This is a genomic window from Flavobacterium ginsenosidimutans (assembly GCF_003254625.1).
Taxonomy (GTDB): Bacteria; Bacteroidota; Bacteroidia; order Flavobacteriales; family Flavobacteriaceae; genus Flavobacterium; species Flavobacterium ginsenosidimutans.
In genome coordinates this window covers 130,388-151,060 of record NZ_QJRJ01000079.1, presented here as the reverse complement: position 1 = coordinate 151,060, position 20,673 = coordinate 130,388, and the positions used below count along the sequence as shown (strand labels likewise).

The 20,673-nt window shown below is 33.1% G+C and carries 17 protein-coding genes; 10 read left to right on the top strand and 7 right to left on the bottom strand.

Annotated features, from left to right (window positions below; translation table 11 throughout):
* Positions 1-92 precede the first annotated feature (92 nt).
* Together DM444_RS15340 and pbpC are read left to right on the top strand one after the other, a co-directional pair.
* Positions 93-683 carry a transposase gene (locus DM444_RS15340; RefSeq protein WP_111288184.1) on the top strand — a complete coding sequence of 197 codons (591 nt, stop codon included), beginning with the start codon at positions 93-95 and terminating at the stop codon, positions 681-683.
* Between the two features lie 150 nt (positions 684-833).
* Entirely contained in the window at positions 834-3,209 is a 2,376-nt protein-coding gene (pbpC, locus tag DM444_RS15335; protein WP_111288182.1) for a penicillin-binding protein 1C, read from the top strand.
* 235 nt (positions 3,210-3,444) lie between these two features.
* Here pbpC and DM444_RS15330 read toward each other — a convergent pair whose 3' ends face one another.
* Positions 3,445-4,989, bottom strand: a complete 1,545-nt coding sequence (locus tag DM444_RS15330; protein ID WP_035645529.1) for an Rne/Rng family ribonuclease — start codon at positions 4,987-4,989, stop codon at positions 3,445-3,447.
* Between the two features lie 378 nt (positions 4,990-5,367).
* On the bottom strand, positions 5,368-5,658 hold the full coding sequence (locus DM444_RS15325) for an HU family DNA-binding protein (protein ID WP_007805026.1): 291 nt from the start codon (positions 5,656-5,658) through the stop codon (positions 5,368-5,370).
* Positions 5,659-5,798: 140 nt separating this feature from the next.
* On the opposite strand from DM444_RS15325, the gene mutY reads away from it, so the two are divergent.
* Genes mutY through gldD form a run of 4 tightly spaced genes read left to right on the top strand, consistent with a single transcriptional unit; the run spans position 5,799 to position 9,203 of the window.
* Complete coding sequence (mutY, locus tag DM444_RS15320; protein WP_111288180.1) at positions 5,799-6,845, top strand: A/G-specific adenine glycosylase; 1,047 nt, start codon at positions 5,799-5,801, stop codon at positions 6,843-6,845.
* A gap of 36 nt (positions 6,846-6,881) precedes the next feature.
* Positions 6,882-7,322 carry a single-stranded DNA-binding protein gene (locus DM444_RS15315; protein WP_111288178.1) on the top strand — a complete coding sequence of 147 codons (441 nt, stop codon included), beginning with the start codon at positions 6,882-6,884 and terminating at the stop codon, positions 7,320-7,322.
* A 23-nt stretch (positions 7,323-7,345) separates the two neighbouring features.
* Positions 7,346-8,641 (top strand): gliding motility-associated protein GldE, encoded by a 1,296-nt coding sequence (locus DM444_RS15310; protein WP_111288176.1) that lies wholly within the window; start codon positions 7,346-7,348, stop codon positions 8,639-8,641.
* Between the two features lies 1 nt (position 8,642).
* Positions 8,643-9,203 (top strand): gliding motility lipoprotein GldD, encoded by a 561-nt coding sequence (gene gldD, locus DM444_RS15305; protein ID WP_111288174.1) that lies wholly within the window; start codon positions 8,643-8,645, stop codon positions 9,201-9,203.
* 275 nt (positions 9,204-9,478) lie between these two features.
* Here the strand turns inward: gldD and DM444_RS15300 are convergent, their stop codons facing one another.
* On the bottom strand, positions 9,479-9,856 hold the full coding sequence (locus tag DM444_RS15300; RefSeq protein ID WP_109191690.1) for a heavy-metal-associated domain-containing protein: 378 nt from the start codon (positions 9,854-9,856) through the stop codon (positions 9,479-9,481).
* A gap of 101 nt (positions 9,857-9,957) precedes the next feature.
* On the opposite strand from DM444_RS15300, the gene DM444_RS15295 reads away from it, so the two are divergent.
* Complete coding sequence (locus DM444_RS15295) at positions 9,958-10,824, top strand: DMT family transporter (protein WP_111288172.1); 867 nt, start codon at positions 9,958-9,960, stop codon at positions 10,822-10,824.
* A 256-nt stretch (positions 10,825-11,080) separates the two neighbouring features.
* Here DM444_RS15295 and DM444_RS15290 read toward each other — a convergent pair whose 3' ends face one another.
* Both DM444_RS15290 and DM444_RS15285 read right to left on the bottom strand, forming a co-directional pair.
* Positions 11,081-13,129, bottom strand: coding sequence for a M16 family metallopeptidase (locus tag DM444_RS15290; protein ID WP_239455691.1), 2,049 nt, complete (start codon positions 13,127-13,129; stop codon positions 11,081-11,083).
* Positions 13,130-13,141: 12 nt separating this feature from the next.
* On the bottom strand, positions 13,142-14,464 hold the full coding sequence (locus DM444_RS15285) for a M16 family metallopeptidase (RefSeq protein ID WP_111288168.1): 1,323 nt from the start codon (positions 14,462-14,464) through the stop codon (positions 13,142-13,144).
* Between the two features lie 273 nt (positions 14,465-14,737).
* Here DM444_RS15285 and rplU point away from each other — a divergent pair, with 273 nt between their 5' ends.
* A complete protein-coding gene (gene rplU / locus DM444_RS15280; protein WP_073412831.1) occupies positions 14,738-15,175 on the top strand; it encodes a 50S ribosomal protein L21 in 438 nt (145 codons plus the stop codon).
* A gap of 24 nt (positions 15,176-15,199) precedes the next feature.
* Positions 15,200-15,460 carry a 50S ribosomal protein L27 gene (gene rpmA, locus DM444_RS15275; protein WP_012023622.1) on the top strand — a complete coding sequence of 87 codons (261 nt, stop codon included), beginning with the start codon at positions 15,200-15,202 and terminating at the stop codon, positions 15,458-15,460.
* 458 nt (positions 15,461-15,918) lie between these two features.
* Here rpmA and DM444_RS15270 read toward each other — a convergent pair whose 3' ends face one another.
* Positions 15,919-18,678, bottom strand: coding sequence for an AsmA-like C-terminal region-containing protein (locus DM444_RS15270; RefSeq protein ID WP_111288166.1), 2,760 nt, complete (start codon positions 18,676-18,678; stop codon positions 15,919-15,921).
* Between the two features lie 48 nt (positions 18,679-18,726).
* On the bottom strand, positions 18,727-19,308 hold the full coding sequence (gene miaE, locus DM444_RS15265; RefSeq protein WP_111288164.1) for a tRNA-(ms[2]io[6]A)-hydroxylase: 582 nt from the start codon (positions 19,306-19,308) through the stop codon (positions 18,727-18,729).
* A 113-nt stretch (positions 19,309-19,421) separates the two neighbouring features.
* Here miaE and DM444_RS15260 point away from each other — a divergent pair, with 113 nt between their 5' ends.
* Positions 19,422-20,663 carry a glycosyltransferase gene (locus DM444_RS15260; protein ID WP_111288162.1) on the top strand — a complete coding sequence of 414 codons (1,242 nt, stop codon included), beginning with the start codon at positions 19,422-19,424 and terminating at the stop codon, positions 20,661-20,663.
* The last annotated feature ends 10 nt before the right edge of the window (positions 20,664-20,673 follow it).

Genomic DNA, 20,673 nt, shown 5'->3' with positions numbered 1-20,673 from the left:
CCTGTTAGGTATTATATTAAGTTTTTAGAGGAAGAAAAAAACATACCTAACAGGTTTTGGAAATCTGTTAGGATAATAAAAAGAATAAGATTGTGGAGAAGGATGTTTTTGAGGCAGGCCAATATTATCATGTTTATAATCGAGGAAACAATATTGAGAATATTTTTATTGAAGAGAGAAACTATAATTACTTTTTAGAAAAACTTAAAAAATATATTTTGCCAATTGCTGATGTTTATGCTTATTGTTTGCTCAAAAATCATTTTCATATTGTTCTAAGAATAAAAGATAAAATTAATCTACCTGAAAAGTTTAAAGAAAAAATTCATCTTCCATTTTCAAATTTATTCAATTCTTATTCTAAAAGTATAAATAAAGCTTACGATAGAACAGGAAGTTTGTTTCAGGAACATTTGCAAAGAAATAGAATTGAAAATGAAGAATATTTAAGACAGTTGATCTTATACGTTCATTTAAATCCTGTCAAGCATAAATTTTCTAAAGATTTTCAGTCTTATAGACATTCTTCTTATCGTTCATATTTGTCAGATAAACAAAGTAGCATTGATCGAGAATTTGTTCTAGAATTATTCAATGATTTAGAAAATTTTATATTTTGTCATGATGAAAAAAAGTTAATTTATGCAGGAGTTCTCAATGATATAGAATTAATTGACCAATAGAAAATTGTAGTCGACTATCCTAACAGGTTTTCAAAACCTGTTAGGTATTTTAAAATAAGAGAAGAGATTTTGTTTTTCTTTTTTTGGAATGGATAAGGAATACCTAACAGGTTTTCAAAACCTGTTAGGATACGCAATAACAATTTAATTTTGAAAAATAAACTTATAGCGTTTTTCCAACGCATAATAAACTGGATTAAAAGAAATAAAATAAAATCAGCAATTGCATTTGTGCTCTTGCTGATTTACTATTTTTCGATACCTCGAACTTTATTTAAAGAGCCGTATTCAACCGTTATTGAAAGTAAGGAAGGAGAATTACTCGGTGCCAAAATTGCCCGCGATGGACAATGGCGTTTTCCTGCGCAAGACAGCGTTCCTGACAAATTCAAAAAGTGTATCGTTTATTTTGAAGATGAATACTTCTATAAACATCCCGGTTTCAATCCCGGAGCGATGATTAATGCTTTTAAACAAAACAGAAAAGCTGGAAAAGTAGTTAGAGGAGGAAGTACCTTAACACAACAAGTAATCAGACTTTCCAGAAAAGGAAAAAACAGAACCTATTTTGAAAAACTGATTGAAATTATTCTGGCAACAAGATTAGAGTTAGGTTATTCTAAAAATGAAATTCTAGAAATGTACGCGGCGCATGCACCATTTGGAGGAAATGTTGTGGGACTAGAAATGGCTTCATGGCGTTATTTTGGCGTGCAATCCAATCAATTGTCGTGGGCAGAAAATGCTGTGCTTGCTGTTTTACCAAATGCCCCAAGTTTGATTTATCCGGGGAAAAACCAAATTAAATTATTAAATAAAAGAAACCGACTTTTATTGAAACTGCATCAGGAAGGTATTATCGATAAACAGACTTACGAACTTTCGATAGAAGAACCATTGCCTCAAAAACCGTATGATCTGCCTCAAATAGCACCACATTTACTGCAAAGAGTGGCTAAAAATGAAGAAGGAACAAGAGTAAAAACTACAATTGATTATGCTTTGCAAAATCGTGTCAACCAAATTGCGAGATATTATTACAATCAGTATAAACAGAATGAAGTGCATAATCTGGCTATTTTGGTAATTGATGTTCAGAGTAGAAATGTAATGAGTTATGTTGGAAACTCTCCTGCCGACGTAGATCATCAAAAAGATGTTGATATTATTGATGCACCTAGAAGTACTGGAAGTATTTTAAAACCACTTTTGTATGGTGCAATGCTCGATGATGGCGAATTATTGCCTAATACTTTAGTAGCCGATATTCCAACGCAGATTTCAGGATATACTCCTCAAAATTTTAATTTGACGTTTGACGGTGCTGTGCCTGCGCATCGTGCATTGTCACGTTCGTTAAACATTCCTGCAGTTTTAATGCTTCAGGAATTTACTGTAAACAAGTTTTATGAAGAATTACAAAAATTCAAATTAAAGAATATCAATAAAACACCAGATCATTATGGTTTGTCGCTTATTTTGGGCGGTGCCGAGAGTAATCTATGGGATTTATGCAGAACATACGCTAACTTATCTTCAACATTAAATTATTACACTAAAAATAAAAGTCAATATAGAACGAATGAATTTACAGAGCTGAATTACAAAAACGATTTTACGCCCGATTTTGGCTCCGAAACCGATCAAAAGAATATTCTGGGCGCTGGATCAATTTGGTTAACGTACAACGCAATGGAAGAGGTTAACAGGCCAGAAGGAGATGAAGCTTGGAAGTTTTATGACAGTTCTTTAAAAATTGCGTGGAAAACCGGAACAAGTTTTGGAAATCGGGATGCGTGGGCTATTGGAACAAATTCAAGATATGTAGTGGGGATTTGGGTTGGAAATGCAACTGGAGAAGGAAGACCAACTTTAACTGGAGTAACCAGTGCCGCGCCAATTTTATTTGATGTTTTTAATTTACTGCCGAGACAAAGATGGTTTGATACGCCCTATAATGATTTAGCAGAAGTTGAGGTTTGCCGTTTAAGCGGTTATTTGGCTAAAGACAACTGCCCAAAAATCAAACAATGGGTTACTAAAAAAGGTAAATCAACTAAAGTTTGTCCGTATCATAGAACAATTCATTTAGATAAAGCAGAACAATTTCAGGTAAACAGCAGTTGCGAAAGTATCGATAATATTGTTACTAAAAACTGGTTTGTACTGCCTCCTGTTATGGCATGGTATTACAAAAGCCAACATATCGAATACTTGCCATTACCTCCATTTAAAGAAGGTTGCGAGGGAACACAAACGACCACAATGGATTTCATTTATCCAAAGGCGAACAGCAAAATTTACTTGACAAAGGATTTTAACAGCAATGTCCAGCCTGTGATTTTGAAAGTGGCCTATTCTGAAAGAGACAAAGAATTATTTTGGTATGTTGATGATGTTTATAAAGCCACAACAAAAACATTTCATGAATTACCAATCACGCCAACAACAGGAACGCATTATATTACAGTTGTGGATGCTTCTGGAAATGAAATAAGAAGAAGAATTGAAATTGTTAGAGAATAATAATCGATTGTTAGGCTGAGCGAAGTCGAAGCCCTTTTTAGATACAATAGCCTTCGACTTCGCTCAGGGTGACATTAGTGCTTAAGATGTTTTTTTAAATATAGTTTTGGATATAAAGTTCCGTTGGGACAGATCATTATAAAAAAGAATTCATGAATTCGTGGCGAAAAAGATTGCTTCGTTCCTCGCAATGACGCACAAAAAAACCGCCAATCTTTCGAAAGGCGGTTTTGTTTTATTCTGAAATAACATTTCCTTTTTTATCGTAGAAATGATATTCTAAGTACGTGTAAGCGTCACGAGGTATGATTTTCACCCATTTCTTATGTTCAAAAAACCATTTTGAACGTAATGATGGAAAACCTTTGCTGAGGTATGCAGCCACAAACGGGTGTGTATTAAGCACAACCTTATTGTGGGTTTTTAAAAGTCTTTCTAAATCAGAGGTGATCTTGTCAATTATTAATATTGGCGCTTCAATTTCGCCATTGACTTTATTTGGATCTTCTTCTCTGGTTTTGATATTAACTTCTGGTCTTACGCGCTGTCTTGTAATCTGAACAAGTCCAAATTTACTTGGCGGTAATATTTTATGCTTTGCTTTATCGTCGCTCATTTCTTCTCGCAAGAAGTCGAACAAAACTTTCCTGTTTTCAGGATTAGACATATCGATAAAATCTACTACGATAATTCCACCCATATCTCGCAGACGAAGTTGTCTGGCGATTTCTGCTGCAGCAATCATATTCACTTCCATGGCTGTGTCTTCTTGGTTGGTCGCCTTATTAGAACGGTTTCCGCTGTTTACGTCTATAACGTGAAGAGCTTCGGTATGTTCTATGATAAGATAAGCACCTTTACTCATGGAAACAGTTCGGCCAAAAGAAGTTTTGATTTGTCTCTCTATATTGTATTTCTCAAAAATCGGAGTGTCATTTGATTGATAAAACTTAACAATCGATTGTTTTGAAGGTGCAATTTCTTGCAAATATTCCTTCGTTTGGTGGTACAACTCTTCATCATCTATTTGAATACCGCTGAAGGTATCATTAAATACATCTCTTAATATTGAAGAAGCTCTATTAAGCTCTCCTAATACTTTTGATGGATGATGAGCAGTTGGTAATTTTTTACACATTGCAGACCATCTGCCAAGCAGGTTCTGCAAATCTTTTTCTAATTCGGCTACGTTTTTGCCTTCGGCTACTGTACGAACAATAACACCAAATCCTTTAGGTTTGATCGATAGAACAAGTTTTTTTAGACGATCCTTTTCTTTTTTGTCTTCTATTTTTTGAGAAATAGAAACACGATCAGAAAAAGGAACTAGAACGATAAATCTTCCGGCAAGAGAAAGCTCAGCACTTATTCTTGGGCCCTTGGTCGATATAGGTTCTTTAACTACTTGAACTAAGACAGATTGATTGGCACTTAAAATATCAGTAATGATGCCATCTTTGTCAATCTCTTTTTCAAACTGAAAGGTTTTTAGGGAGAAATCTTTTATTTTACCTGCGCTTACAAGTTTTATGAATTTCAGCTGAGAAGCTAGATTTGGACCCAAATCGTGATAATGTAAAAAGGCATCTTTTTCGAAGCCTACATTTACAAAAGCAGCATTAAGTCCTGCAACTGGTTTTCTGATTTTGGCAATAAAAATATCGCCAACCTGAAAGTTACTTTTTTCTTCTTCTTTGTGTAATTCAATTAGTTTTCCATCTTTTAATAAGGCAAAATCTACTGCTTCAGAACTAGATCTAATGATTAATTCTTTATTCACACTGTAAATTTTTATCCGAACTTTTCAATTTTAGATTTTAGATTTTAGATTTTAGAATAATCTGAAATCTACATTCTACGATCTTAAATAAAATTGTAAGGATGGATTAAACAATATTTTAACAGGTATTAACCCGGTGGAGTTAGTTATCAGTTTTCAGTGGCAGTAAGCAGTATTAGGCTACAAACTGTAATCTGTGACTGAGATTGTCAAACTCCAATTTCAATGAACGTTTAAAAAGAAAAAAGTAGTTTAAAACTACTTTTTCTTTTTGTGGCGGTTAGCTCTCGCTCTTTTCTTACGTTTGTGAGTAGCTACCTTATGTCTCTTTCTTTTTTTACCACTTGGCATATCGTGTCAGATTTATGTTAATTAATATTATTTTGCTTCGTTGTTTGTTTTAACTCCCTCTACAAAAACTTTTGCAGGTTTAAACGCAGGAATGTTGTGTGCTGGAATTTTAATAGTAGTGTTTTTAGAAATGTTTCTTCCAGTTTTTTCAGCTCTAGTTTTAACGATAAAACTACCAAAACCTCTAAGGTATACATTGTCTCCAGTTTCTAAAGAAGTCTTAACTTCTTCCATAAAAGTTTCTACTGTTGCTTGAACGTCTCCTTTTTCAAGACCTAGCTTCTCTGAAATCTTCGCTACGATATCTGCTTTCGTCATTTTCTTTCCTATTTTATTTTATAAATGGTGTACTATTTTTTTGAGTTTGCAAATATAGGAATTAAAAAAATAATTAATCAAGCTAATTCGTTAAATTTTAATTACATAAACATTTACTTTTGCAATCTAAGTATTTTGCAATGGATTTTCATAACATATTGATAAAATGGTATTTACAGAACAAGCGTGATTTACCGTGGCGAAAAACGGTCAATCCGTACCAAATTTGGCTCTCAGAAATTATGCTTCAGCAGACTCGAGTTGCACAAGGAATGCCATATTTTTTTTCGTTTACTAAAGAATTTCCTACAGTAAAAGATTTGGCAGATGCTCCTGAAGAGAAGGTTTTGAAACTTTGGCAGGGATTGGGATATTATTCACGAGCCCGAAATCTTCATAAAACCGCTCAATATATAAGTAACGATTTAAATGGAGTTTTTCCTGATTCTTATAAAGAGCTTTTAAAACTAAAAGGTGTTGGTGAATACACAGCGGCAGCAATTGCGTCCTTTTCTTATAATGAATCGGTTCCTGTTGTAGATGGAAATGTGTTTCGGGTGTTATCGCGTTATTTTGATATTGAATCGGATATTGCGCTTCCTGCGACCAAAAAAGAGTTTACGGCATTGGCACAAGAATTAATGCCTAAAGACAATCCTGCAATTTTTAATCAGGCAATTATGGAATTTGGTGCGTTGCAATGCGTTCCTAAAAGCCCGAATTGTTCAAATTGTGACTTTAATGACAGTTGTTTGGCATTGCAAAAAGGAAAAGTAAATCAGCTTCCTGTGAAATCTAAAAAAGTGAAAGTAACCAATCGTTATTTTAATTATCTAATTTTGGAAGATGTTGAAGGGAATACTTTGATTCAAAAAAGAAGCGAAAAGGGAATTTGGCATAATTTATATGAGTTTCCGCTTTTAGAAACTCAATCGATTGTGGATTTTGATGTGGTTTCGAAAAAAGCAAAAGAAGAAATTTTCCCTTCCTATACTATTATAGGTATAGAAGATTGTGCCGAATCGACTGTTGTGCACAAACTTTCGCATCAGCATCTGCATATACAATTTTGGAAAATTAAAGTAAAAGAGAAAATTGAAAATGGAGTAGATTCTGAAAAATTAAAAACTTTTCCATTTCCAATTGTGATTTATAATTTTATAGAAAAGCAGGAAATAAATTGCTAAAAAAATGTATCTTTGGGAGAAATACTACCAAAAACTATGAACGGAACATTAAATAAAGTGATGCTTATTGGCCATTTGGGCGATGATGTGAAGATGCATTATTTTGATGGAGGGAACTGCATCGGACGTTTTCAGCTGGCAACCAATGAAGTGTATATCAACAAAACGACTAATGAAAAGATTACTTCTACAGAATGGCATAATTTGGTTGTGCGTAATAAAGCCGCAGAAATTTGCGAAAAATATCTTTCTAAAGGAGATAAAATTTATGTAGAAGGAAGAATCAAATCTCGTCAGTGGCAGGCGGAAGATGGAACGACAAAATATACTACCGAAATTCAGGTTACTGAATTTACTTTTTTAACTACCAAAAAAGAAACTGCACATACGAGACAGAATCAGGATACAGAGTCAGCAAAAAACACTAACTTTGATGCTGCTAATGAAGGGCTTCCAATTAATGATCTGCCTTTCTAGATGTTTAACTAATTTTATACAGTTTGGACCCGGAGCCCAGTTTACTTTTTTCTACCAATCTTGACGCTAATTTAATTATTGGTTTCGTCGGAATTTTTATTTTATTATTTCTTTCGGCAATTGTTTCAGGTGCTGAAGTTGCTCTTTTTTCTTTATCTCAGCAAGATATCGATGATACTTTAAATGATAATCTTGCAAAAGGGAAAATCATCTCAAATTTATTAGAAAAGCCCAAAAAGCTTTTAGCAACTTTATTGGTTGCGAATAATTTTTTCAATATTGGCGTAGTAATTTTATTCGCTTATATGGGGCAGAATATTTTTGCCAATGTAAGTTCGCCCGTGTTTAAATTTACTCTCGAAGTAATTCTAGTTACTTTTCTAATTTTATTATTTGGCGAAGTGCTTCCTAAAGTCTACGCAAGTAGAAATAATGTTCGCTTTGCTAAACGAGTTGCTTATCCGCTGGCGTTTTTAGATAAAGTGCTTTCCCCAGTAAGTTTGCCAATGCGCGCCTTTACTATATATTTGCAAAATAAATTAGGAAAACAAAAGAACAATTTTTCAATCAATCAGCTTTCTCAGGCTTTAGAATTGACAGATTCTGAAGGAACTTCGACAGAAGAACAAAAAATTCTGGAAGGAATTGTTTCTTTCGGAAATACAGATACGAAGCAGGTTATGAGTCCGAGAATTGATATTTTTGCATTGGAAATATCAGAAACATTCGCAGAAATTTATCCTAAAATAATCGAAACAGGTTTTTCAAGAATTCCGATTTACCGCGATAATATTGACCAGATTGAAGGGGTGCTTTTCGTAAAAGATTTGCTTCCTCATATTGATAAAGAAGAATTTGACTGGACTTCTTTGATTAGAGAAGCTTTTTTTGTTCCTGAAAATAAAAAACTAGATAATCTTTTGAAGGATTTTCAGAGTCTAAAAAGCCATCTAGCAATCGTGGTTGATGAATACGGAGGAACATCTGGATTAGTTTCGCTAGAAGATGTTATCGAGGAAATAGTTGGAGATATTAGTGATGAATTTGATGATGAAAATCTAAATTTCTCGCAAATTGATGAGAATAATTTTCTTTTTGAAGGAAAAATAAACCTGAAGGATTTTTACAGAATTGTAGATGTTGACGAAGATGTTTTTGAGGCCCACAAAGGAGAAGCAGAAACTTTGGCTGGATTTATTCTTGAAATTCTAGGTAATTTTCCGAAAAAAGATCAGAAAGTGTCTTTTGAAAACTGTATTTTCACCATCGAAACAGTTGATAAAAAACGTGTAAAACAAATAAAAGTTACAATAAATTAAAATGTTTAAAAGAATACTTTCAATAACAGCAATTTTGCTTGCTCTAACGGTTATAAGCTGTAAAAATGATGTTTTGCCAAAACCAGCGAGTTTCCTGCGATTAGATTATCCAGAAGCAAAATATGTGAATTTTGAAAATACTTGTCCATTCACTTTCGAAATGAATGAAGACGCCATTATAAAAGGAGAAAAAGAATGTGGTTTTGCAATCACGTATCCAAAGATGAAAGCAACCATTTATTTGACATATAAGCCAGTAAATGGTAATATTGACAAATTATTACGCGACGCTCAAAAACTGACTTACGAGCACGTTATTAAAGCCGATGATATTTTAGAACAACCGTATTTAAATCCGCAGAAAAAGGTTTATGGAATGTTTTATCAAGTTGATGGAAATGCAGCGACAAACTCTCAGTTTTATGCTACAGACAGTACAAAACACTTTTTGATTGGTTCTGTGTATTTTTATGCAAAACCAAACTTTGACTCAATTATGCCAGCGGCGAGTTATGTTAAAAACGATATGCAGCGTTTGATGGAAACGTTGAAATGGAAATAAAAAAAGGATTCAAATTTGAATCCTTTTTTTGTTTTTAATAGCCTTCATATTTTTGGTTTATCAATCTTTATTTATAATAATTTGTAATATTCCGTAGGAATATCTCATCGGTAGAAAAAAAATAATGTTGTGTCGCATCGTGTCCTGTAGGGACACCTGATTTTTAGAAAAATCTAATATGTTTATCAAACGTTCCGTAGGAACGTATAATCATAATTCAAATTTAATTCTACCAACCAGACATTCCTATGGAATGTTTTTTTAAAATCTAGAATTTAAGATTTAAAATTCGAAACCTTATATGTTTTTCCGTCTCCAGTTTCTTGAACCACTTTAGTTAAAGATTCTGAGTTTTGGATTGTTTTATCAAAACTTACAGTTGCCGTTTTCTTGTCAAAATCAACAGTTGCTTTTTCAACTCCGTCAAGATTAGCTAATTCTTCTTCAATTGTTTTTGCGCATCCAACAGCACAAGTCATTCCGTCTATTGTGAAGCTTGCTGTTTGAAGATTTTCAGCAGCAATTGGTTTGTGTTCTTTTGGAGCACTTTTTTCTGCATTTACAACTTGAAGGCTTTTATCTTCTTCTTTTTTACAGCCAACGAATACTAAGCCAGCGATTGTCGCTGCGATTAAGATTTTTGAAATTTTCATTATATATGAATTTTAAATTGCGAATTACTTTTGTGCAAAATTAATAAAAAGAGAGAGGTCAGTTCGTAAAATAATTACAAATTTGTAGTAAAATACAATTTATGGATACAAAACAGTTAAAGTGGATTTACTTAGCGATTCTTTCTCTTATTTGGGGAAGTTCTTTTATTTTAATAAAAAAGGGATTAATTGGTTTGACAGCTATCCAAGTCGGTTCATTCCGAATTATTTTTGCTGCGCTTTTTCTGTTGATTTTTGGTTTTAATAGTTTAAAAAAAATTTCCAAACGCCAATGGAAATATGTTGCAATAACTTCACTTTTTGGGACTTTTATGCCAGCGTATCTTTTTGCTATTGCCGAAACTCAGGTAAATAGTTCGATTGTGGCGATTTTAAATTCGCTAACGCCTTTAAATACTTTAGTTTTAGGAATTGTAGCTTTTGGAATTCAGTTTCAAAAACGACAGGTTTTAGGGGTTTTTGTTGGGCTTGTAGGCTGTTTGCTTTTGGTTTTAAATGGAGATGATGCAAGTGGAACTCAAAATTATCTATATGTCTTATTGGTAGTTATTGCAACGCTTAGTTATGCAATCAACGTGAATTTGATTAAGAAATATTTGCACGATCTGAATTCGGTTAGTATTACAACAGGGAATTTTGCGGTTTTATTTTTACCAGCGTTAATTATCTTAAGCACAACCGATATCAGTCAAAAAATACATTTTGCAGAAACACAGCATTCGATACTTTTTGTAATGATTTTAGGTGTTTTAGGAACTGGAATTGCAAACATTCTTTTCTTTAAACTGATTCAGATGTCATCGCCAGTATTTGCAACATCAGTAACATATTTAATTCCGATTGTTGCTTTTTTCTGGGGATTATTAGATAGCGAATTTCTGACTCCAATTCAGTCTGTCGGGGCGTTTATTATTTTGATTGGGGTTTATTTGTCGGCTAAGAAGTGATTTTAATTGTGAAATGTTGCTTGTAAAAGGTAAAATGTAATTTGATAGATATGTCACCCTGAGCGATCCCGAGGCTTCGGGAGAAGGGCGCGCTAATTGGAATAGGGCTTCGACTCCGCTCAGCCTGACAAAACTGAGCGTAAAAAAAGCTTTGTCAAAGTTTCAAACTTTGACAAAGCCTTAAAATCTTAGCACCTTAGTATCTCAGAATCTTAGTAACTTAGTAGCTTAGTAGAGCTCAGAACCTTAGCATCTCTTAGAGAAAATCTTTCTCAGTAACTCCTTCATTTATCTTGACATCAGACATTTTAATATCCAATTCAAAACCAACATTTTGAACTAAATTAAAAGGTACTTTTACACCTTTAACTTCTTTATAGTCATTGAAATTAGTGATTTGCTCTACTGATTTTCCGCCTTGTTCGCGAACCTTAGATTCCGCAGTTTTTAAACCTGATTTTACGTCGTAGAAATATTTGGTTTTACCATCTTTAATTACGTAAGCGTCATTTCCGTTTATTGGTTCAATTCCTTCTACTTTTAAGTCGGTTCTTTTTACAAGCTGTAATTCTTCAAAAGGAGCTGCGTTTGCTTTCATTTCGGCAAGATCTTCTCCTTCAAGATTTTTTCTTTGTCCTTGTTGTTCAACATAAGCACCTTTTTCGTTAACCACTTGTTTCATTAAATTCATAGTTCCCATAGAAAGTGAAACCATCATTTTTCCTTTTGAGTCTAATTTTGAAGTAAATGTTAATGGAGTAGGAGCTTGAGGAATAGTTGTAGAACCATTCATATAAAGCGTTTTTACTGCTGTAACGGCTTTTTCTCCTCCAATTGCTTTAATGTAATTTTCAAAAACTGTTTTTGCAGTAATATCTTTTGGCGCTTCTTTTTTAGTTGAAGGCTTTTCAACAGGATTTCCGTATTTGTCAAAATATGAAATCGGGATTTGTAATTTTTCTAAACTTGAAATTACATCAGTTCCTTTTCCGACAATTACAATACGCATATTGTCCAATAAGAAATATTTGTTAGCTACACGATAAATATCATCAGCTGTAACATTATTAATGGTTTGAATGTATTTTTCGTAGAAATCAGCAGGAAGTTTTTCTGTTTCAATGTTTAAAGCGTAACGCGCAACAGCTTGTGGTTTTTCAACCTGCATTACAAACCTTCCAATATATCCTGCTTTTACATTTCTTAAAACTTCAGGATCAACTCTTTCTGTACGAATTCGTTTAATTTCTTTTACAAACTGAACCACTGCACTGTCTGTAACGGTATTTCTTACGGCAGAAGATGCTTTAAATTTGGTTACATATTTTCCGCTTCCAATGCTTGAATTTGCACCATAAGTCCAAGCGTGCTGTTCACGCAGATTCATGTTCAAGTAACTGTTGAAATCGCCTCCTAAAATTTGATTTGCAATAACTGCTGGAAAGAAATCTGGGTCGCTCATTCTTAAATTAACAGTATTAACTAATGAGATTTCAGACTGGACTGCATTTGGAACATCTACAAAATCAATTTGTAAATTAGAAACATTTACTGGATCTGGGTAATTGCTTTTTGGCGCCGCTTGTTTTTTCCATCCGCTAAATAATTTCTCTACAGCAGTTTTTGTTTCTTTAAATTTAATATCTCCAATAACAACTAAATAAGCATTTTCTGGAACGAAATAAGTGTTATAATTGTTTTGAACATCTGCAAGTGTAACATTTTTTACAGTTTCTTCAGAAAGATATTCTCCATTAGGATGATTTTTTCCAAAAGCTAAAACATCAACAACTCGGTTAGAAATTGCAGGGACGCTTTTTTCATCGGCTTTAAGGCCTTCTAAAAGTTTTGCTTTTTCTTTATCAAATTCAGTTTGAGTGAAATTTGGCTGTAAAGCACCTTCTGCCAAAAGTTCTAAAACACGTCCAGAATATTTGGTCAAAGCACTTGCGTATGCACCTTGAGAGGTAAAGTTGATATTGGCTCCGTAGAAATCAATTTCTTCGTTAAAAGCTTCTTTAGTTGTTTTTTTAGTTCCGTTTCCAATTAAGCTGCTGGTTAACTCGTCAACACCTTTTTTGTTACCTTCAGTAAACGGCGCATTGTCTAAAGTAAGTGTAAAACTCACTCTAGGCAATTTGTGGTTTTCAACAACTAAAACCTTCATTCCGTTTGATAAAACGAAAGTCTGCGGTTTTTTGATGTTGACTACTGGGGCATTTCCTGGTTTGGGTTGTGGACGATCTTGTGCTTGCATAATTCCAGTTAGGAAAATAAGGATTAAAAAAGTATATATGTTTTTCATGATTCGATATTCTTAGTTTTGAGATTTAGCGGTAGGAATATAATCTAAAATTAAACGCTGATTTGGGTTTAAATACTTCTTGGCAACTTCTCTAATTTCTTCTCTTGTAATAGAATGGTAAATGTCGATTTCGGTATTAATCAAATTCACATCGCCATAAAGAAGATAATATGAAGCTAGATTTTCTGCAATTCCTTCTACACTTGCATTTGCATTCACGTAATTATTATCGAATTTGTTTTGTAATTTTTCATAATCTTTTTCAGAAATAAGATCAGTTTGGATTTTTACAATTTCTTCATCCATTTCTTTTAAGATATCAGCTGTTGTGTTTGGAGCCATTGGCAAACCGTACAGAATGTACATTCCGTAATCTTCTTGGCTAAATCCTACTGCGCCAATTTGCAATGCCATTTTTTTGTCATCAACTATTTTTTTATAAAGTTTAGAGCTTTTTCCATCACTTAAATAAGAAGAAATTAAATCTAAAACTCTTGCGTCTCTTGTTTTCATTGAAGGCGTTCTGTAAGAAGCCACAATCATAGGAATTTGAATATTCGGATCCTCGTATGTTGCTTTAATTGGCTGAGTGATCGGATCTTCTACATAAGTTTGTTTTTTAAGCTCTTCGCCTTTTGGAATTGGTCCAAAATATTTCTGAATCCATTCTTTTGTTTTAGCTTTATCAAAATCTCCTGCAACAACCAAAACGGCATTGTTTGGCGTGTAGAATTTTTTATTAAAAGCTTGAAATTCCTCAAGAGTTGCAGCATCCAGATCTTTCATAGAGCCAATTGTAGTCCATCTATAAGGATGATTTTTAAACATATTCTTTTTTACCTCTGGAAGAATATTTCCGTATGGCTGATTGTCATAACGCATTCTCTTTTCTTCTTTTACCACTTCATTTTGAGTGTCAACTCCAATTTTATTGATGATAGGATGCATTAATCTCTCAGATTCCATCCATAAACCAAGTTCTAAACTATTAGAAGGAAAAACTTCATAATAATAAGTTCTGTCATCAGATGTATTTGCGTTGTTAACTCCGCCATTTGCAGTAACGATTTTCATCCATTCGCCACGTTTAATGTTTTGAGTTCCTTCAAATAATAAATGCTCAAAAAAGTGTGCAAATCCAGTTCTGTCAGGACGCTCGTCTTTAGATCCTACATGATACATTACTGAAGTGATAACAACTGGAGCAGAAGAATCATTGTGTAAAATGACGTGTAGGCCATTATCTAAATTGTATTCTTCAAAAGCTACTTTTTGAGCATGAGCCACTCCGCCGAGCATTAATGCAGCACTTAACATCATTATTGATTTTTTCATAAAGATTAATAATTTTATATACCAAACAAGAGTAGGTAAACAAGAATTGATTTTAGTTACATCAAAAATAGTTTTTTTTAGTTAGGAATTGCAGATTTGTTTTTAAATAACTACTATTTTAACAATCTTTTACTTTAAATTAATTCCGTTTCTTGTATGGAACTGCTTGAAAAACAAGGTTTTTTTATGTAAAAATATTTTTGCTTCCATAGGTTGCATAGTAAATTATTAGTTGTATATTTGCAACCTTAAAATTCAATAAATCAATTTGATATGTATGCAATCGTAGAGATAGCAGGGCAACAATTTAAAGTAAGCAAAGACTTAAAGGTTTATGTTCACCGTTTAGCTAACGAAGAAGGTTCAAAAGTTTCTTTTGACAAAGTTCTTTTATTAGATGACAATGGAAATGTAACTTTAGGCGCCCCAGCTATAGAAGGTGCTTCAGTAGAAGCTAAAGTGTTACAACACTTAAAAGGTGATAAAGTTATCGTTTTCAAAAAGAAAAGAAGAAAAGGATACAAAAAAAGAAATGGTCACAGACAATATCTTACACAAATTGTAATTGAAGGTATTACTGCAGCAGGAGGAACTAAAAAAGCAGCAGCTAAAAAAGCGGTTGTAGCAGAAGAAGCAGCTACTGAAGAAGTAGAAGCTCCAAAAGCTAAAAAAGCAGCTCCAAAAGCTAAAAAAGAAGCTACTAAAGAATAATAACAATATTTAAACTCATACGTCATGGCTCACAAGAAAGGTGTCGGTAGTTCGAAGAATGGTAGAGAATCAGAATCAAAACGTCTAGGCGTTAAGATTTATGGTGGACAAGCTGCTATTGCTGGGAACATCATCGTTAGACAAAGAGGTTCAAAACACAATCCAGGTGAAAACGTTTACATTAGTAAAGATCACACTCTTCACGCAAGAGTTGCTGGAGTTGTTAAGTTCCAAAAGAAAAGAGATAACAAATCTTATGTATCTATTATCCCATTCGAGGCATAATAATCAAAGATTTACTTTTTATAAAAAACCCGTTCTGAAAAGATCGGGTTTTTTGTTTTTGTTAGTTTGAGAAAGTAACTGCAATTATGTCTTCCTGCAGAACGAGGAATCTTCGCAAGCAGTTCTACAAAGGTTGGTCTTTGCGAGGAACGAAGTAATCTCACGTGTTAAATCAAATTAGTGATCTTTTGTTAGTGTGGTAGCTTTGTTCCTCGGAATGACAAAGATTGGTTTTTTATTGTCGAGTTTGAGAATGTAAAGTAGACCTGACAGGTTTTTAAAACCCGTCAGGTCTAACTCGTATTGTCGAATTTCTTATAGAATTTCTGGTGAAGATTGCTTTGTTCCTTGGAATGACAAATCGCAAAAAAAACCTTTGTCAAAGTTTTAAACTTTGACAAAGGTTGATATGTTGAAATCCAGTTTGGAATTTGAATTTTTTAAAACTTGGAATTTAATTATTCAGTATCCTTAGTTTCTTCTAAATCTTCAGTTTTTCTTCCCACTTTTACTTTTGGATTATCTTGAGTTCCTGTAACGGTTAACGGAATTCCAAAAATACCCAAAGGAGGTAATCCTAAACGCATTTTTAAGTTCATTTTTCCGTCCAAGCTTGTTGTTCCTTCAATTCTTGGTCTAAAGCCTGCAAACTTAAATTTAAAGCGTTCTACAGTCATGATATTGTTCTTAATCGTAGTTTTGATATCAACTTTAGAAACGTCTGGGTTTTTCATGCTTTCAGAATTAGTTTGTTTACTTACGGCATTAAACATTTTCAAACCACGAACTTTTACATCTTTTACAGAAAGAGTTCCGCCTCCAACAAGTGAAGGGTAAACAGGTTCCATGTTTCCGTTCAATCGACCTTTTAATTGATAATCCAAAGAAACAATTCCTTGTGCTTTTTCTGCGGCGCTTGCCATTTTTCTGAAAACTTCTATTTCATTATAAGCTCGTTTGATGTCAAAATCTGTTGCTTTTATAGCGTAATCAAAATTAGCTTTTTGTGGCGTTACGGCTTGATAATTGGCATTCATCGAAACATTACAGCCAATTAAATTGAAACCAGTATTCTGCATCGTTAATTTACCTTTTTTCATAGTTAAATTCCCAGTTGCATTTTCCAGATTCAATTTGTCAAAATTCACTTTTTGAGCATTTGCTAATAATTGTAAATCTAAATTACTTGGAATGATAATAACGCCTGTCTGTGTGTTTTCTGATGGTTTAGCTTCTGTTTTCGAAGTAGAACTTTGTGTTACAGATGTATTTGGATCTACGCTTGACATAAATTCATCAACGTTGATGTATCGCGATGTAACTTTAAAAGAACCTCTTAAAACGCCTGTATTTGTTGTGACGTAATTGAAGACATTTCGCAGATAGCCATTCATTTTAAAATCAGACTGTCCGTAAGCAGCCAAGAAATTATTGAACGACATCTTATCCTGATTGATTTTGAAAATACCTTCTTTAATGATGAATTTCTTTGGAAGATATTCAGAAGCAATTCCGATATTTCTCAATTCAAGAGTTCCCTTATTGTCCAGTTTGCTGTAATTTCCTTTTTCAGCATCGCTTTGTTTTCCTTTCAAAGAGAGATCTGCTTTTATAAAACCATCTAAATCAAGACCTTTTTGAGAGAAAACTTTATAGATTTTATTAACGTCTAGTTCTCCTTTTGCTTTTACATCATAATTTAAATCGTCAAAATTGCTTAAATCAGCTTGTACAAAAACAGGTTTTCCTTCAAAGGTAAATTGTGTTGGTTTTAAACTTACTTTTAAATCTTCGAACGTTCCTTTTTGGTTTTGGATTTTCGATTTAATTGTAATATTAGTAATTGGATTTGGGTAATATTGTGTTTTTAAATATCCATTTTCTAAATTAACGGTACCGTTTGTAACAGGAAAATGCTTGTTTTTCTGGTCAAATATTCCGTTTGCTTTTAAATCTCCTGCCAAAGCTCCTTTTAATTCGATATCAGGAATCCCAAGTGCTTTGGTTAATTTTTCAAGATCAATTTTGGCTTTAAAATCAGCATTAATATCTGGAGTATTTATTCCTTTAACGAAAAACTTCGATTTTAAATAATCCTGATTAATGTTTAAAGACAAATTTTTAGCATCAATAATAACTAAATCTGGATTTAGAGAAGGAACAGTTGTTTTAATATCTAAATTCAGGTTAGAAACAGGAAATGCACTTTTGTTATAATTCACAAATCCGTCAGCTATTTTTACATCCAGATTCAAGTCAGGCGCAATATTTTGTGACGTAATATATTTTCCTTTCAAAGTAAAAAGAAGATCGGTTTTTCCTTTTAATTCAGTTTGAGAAAGCCAAGTAATGTATTTTGGCGGAAATGCGGTAAATACATCATATAGGTCGCTATTGTCGGATTTAATAACGAAATCCATGTTGTAACCGTCTTTTAAAATATCAAATTTTCCTTTAAAATCGACTAAAAGCTGATTGATTTTAAGGTTGTTTTGCTGGAAAAAGAACGAAAGCGAGTTAATGTTTACTTTAGTGATTAAATCAGCATCGACCTTTTTATTCATCAAATAAGGTTCGTCTTCGTAAACAATATTTAGTTTTTCGATTTTAGCTTTTGAGTATAAATCAAAAACGGCTTTATTTAAATCTCCTTTTCCTAAATAATTGAATCCGAATGCATCAAAATGAACTTTTGTTGATTTATCATCGTAAATAATTTTACTGTTTAAAATCTCAATTCGCTCTAATTTTAAAGCAGTATCAGAACTGTCATTTGATTTAGCCGCTTGTTTTTGCGATTTGTAAATGTTGTAATTTGCTTCTCCTTCTGGATTCACTTTTACATTTATAAAAGAATCTGATAAATAAATCTGATCAATTTTTACTGATTTACTGAAAATTAAACTCGCGACATTTATTCCGAAAGAAACCTCTTTAGCAGTGATAAACTTTTCGTTTTTGTATGGAGCTGAGCCGTTTAGACTTAAATCGTCTAAGGTCAGAGTAAGCGATGGGAAATGACGAAAAAACGAAACCGAAACGTCAGAATAATTCAATTCTGCGCTCAATCTTTCATTGGCCGTTTTCTTGATTTGTTCTTTAATTTGATCTTCAAAGATGATAGGTGTTAAAAATAATAACCCTATAATAACCGCGAAAGTTATTCCGAAATACTTCGCAATTTTAAATACGATTGATCTGGATTTACTTTTCTGCATAGTGAATGGTGGATTTAGATATAAAAATAGAGAAAAAAAGAACGTAATTTACCCGTGAACAGTTTCTTTTTTACCATAATTGGTAATTATAGAAGCTTCATAATCAATCCATTCCTTCCAACGCTTGTCAATGTCAATGTTGTCTTGGTACTTTCTGGCAAACCCTAAAAAAGTGGTGTAGTGTCCAGCTTCAGAAATCATTAAATCACGGTAGAATTTTGCTAATTCTTCGTCTTTAATATTTTCTGAAAGCACTTTAAAACGTTCGCAACTTCTTGCTTCGATCATTGCAGAAAACAATAATCTGTCGCAAAGAGCGTCTCTGCGGCTGCCGTCTTTTTTCATGAATTTAAAAAGTTCATTTACGTAATGATCTTTTCTTTCGCGACCTAAAGTGAGTCCGCGTTTTTTAATTACATCATGAACCATTTGCAAATGCTCTAATTCTTCTCGAGCAATTACAAGCATTTCGGTTACTAATTCCTCTAATTCAGAATTATACGTCACGATGCTAATAGCATTTGAAGCTGCTTTTTGTTCACACCATGCGTGATCAGTTAAAATTTCTTCGATATTCGATTCAACAATATTTACCCAACGAGGGTCTGTTGCTAATTTTAATCCCAACATAATTTTCCAGAATTTAGTTTTGCAAAATTAGTGTTTTTTTATGACCAAAAATCCATAAATATCGAGGGATTAAGCGGAAAAAATCATTATTTTGTATGTTCAAAAAAAATACAATGAATCAGATTAAAAAACTTTTAATTATTGGGTTTGTCTGGCCAGAACCAAATTCTTCTGCAGCTGGTGGAAGAATGATGCAATTAATTTCGATTTTTGCTGCAAATGGATTCGAAATTACTTTTGCTAGTGCCGCGCAAGACAGTGATTTTATGGTTGATTTGTCTGAATTTGGAGTAACGAAAAAAAGCATCGAACTTAATTCTTCTAGTTTTGATGATTTTGTTTCAGAATTTAATCCTGACGTTGTTTTGTTTGATCGTTTTATGATTGAAGAGCAATTTGGATGGCGTGTAATTGAAAAATGTCCAAATGCAATTAGAATTTTGGATACAGAAGATTTACATTGTTTGAGAACGGCAAGACAAAAGGCTTTTAAAGAAAACCGAACTTTTGAAATAGAGGATTTATTATCTGAAGAAGTTGCAAAAAGAGAAATTGCCAGTATTTTAAGATGTGATTTGTCTCTAATTATTTCTGATTTTGAGATGAATATCTTAAAAGATGTTTTTAGAGTTAATGAAGATTTACTGTTTTATCTTCCATTTTTGGTTGATGAAATGAAAGAAGAAGAACTTCTAAAACTACCTTCTTTTGGCGAAAGGCAGCATTTTGTTTTCATTGGAAATTTTCTTCACGAGCCCAATTGGAATACCGTTCAATATCTAAAAGAAGCGATTTGGCTTTCTATAAAAAAAGATTTTCCAGAAGCTATTTTGGAAGTTTATGGTGCATATCCTTCGCAAAAAGTATTGCAATTGCATCAGCCTAAAAATGGTTTTTATATTATGGGAAGGGCAGAAGATGCCAATGAAATTGTGAAAAGATCTAGAATCGTTTTGGCACCAATTCGTTTTGGAGCAGGTTTGAAAGGCAAACTTTTAGAAGCCATGCAATGCGGAACGCCAAGTGTAACCACTTCTGTTGGTTCTGAAGCCATGCATGAAGATTTGCCTTGGAATGGTTTTGTTGAAAATAATGCAGAAGAATTTGCTAAAAAAGCAATTGCACTTTATCAGGATGAAAATCTTTGGAAACAATCTCAGAAAAACGGAATTGCAATCATTAATAAATGTTATCAAAAAAGCGCTTATTCTGACCAATTGCTTTCATTGGTAAATTCACTTTTAGAAGATTCAAAAACGCATCGTCTCCATAATTTTATGGGGAATTTATTGCAGCATCACGCGTATAAAAGCACAATGTATATGTCTAAATGGATTGAAGCGAAAAATAAATAAATTAGCTTTT